Below are 838 nucleotides of genomic sequence, written 5' to 3' on the forward strand. Positions count from 1 at the left end.
GTTATTACTGATCCAGCAGATGGCGCACGGGATGGCATCGGACAGGCAGCAAACGCTGCGAGAAGTGCGTTTTACCCGGCGGGATATCCGGGCTTACACAAACTGGAGCGACAGCCAGCTTAAGCTGCATTGCCAGCGCTTAAGTGACATGGAGTACCTGCTTGTTCACGGCGGCAGTCGCGGGCATCTGTTGCAATACGAACTGCTCTGGGATGGCGAGGGCGACAGTGCCCACTTAAGCGGCCTGATCGTGCCGGTATGATCCGCGCAAGTCTGGGCGGAACAGAAGCAAGTCTATGCCAGGTCTGCCCCAAGTCTGGGCTAAGTCTGGGTAAGCAAAATAGCCATAACGCCACAGCCAGACAGGGTTAAGCACTCGCAAGTCTGATAAAACGAAAAATCACTGTTCCGGCAACACAATAAAAACTTCCCGTCATACCGTACTGCCGGATAGCTTCCATCACAAAAAGGACAATCCGCATGATAACTTCACACGACAACACCCTGATCACACTGCGCCAACAGCTCGAAGCGTGGTTCGACACGCTGCTGGCACAAGGCCGGGCTGACCGCACGCGGGAAACATACCGTAGCTACCTGCTACCCTTTATCGACTGGTGCGAACAGCGCACGGTTCGTTACCCCGCACAGGTCACACTGGTGTTACTGGAAAGCTGGCGGCGGTGTAGGCGGGCATACCGTATAGCCGAGAGTCAGCCTTACGGCAATAACGGTCAGCGGGAACGGCTGATCGCCCTGCGGCGGTGGTTCCGCTGGTTACTGCAACGCCAGCACATCCTCTACAACCCGGCCGAGCAGATGGTGTTGCCGAAAGAAG

At 56.4% G+C, this 838-nt stretch carries 1 protein-coding gene and 1 pseudogene; both read left to right on the forward strand.

Going from position 1 to position 838, the window contains the following annotated elements; all coding sequences use genetic code 11:
• Positions 1–31 precede the first annotated feature (31 nt).
• Positions 32–262, forward strand: coding sequence for a hypothetical protein (locus tag AAY47_RS19820; RefSeq protein WP_419177453.1), 231 nt, complete (start codon positions 32–34; stop codon positions 260–262).
• A 218-nt stretch (positions 263–480) separates the two neighbouring features.
• Positions 481–838: pseudogene (locus AAY47_RS19825) on the forward strand (recombinase XerD); the annotation flags it as partial.

Source organism: Xenorhabdus griffiniae, assembly GCF_001028135.1.
Taxonomy (GTDB): Bacteria; Pseudomonadota; Gammaproteobacteria; order Enterobacterales; family Enterobacteriaceae; genus Xenorhabdus; species Xenorhabdus bakwenae.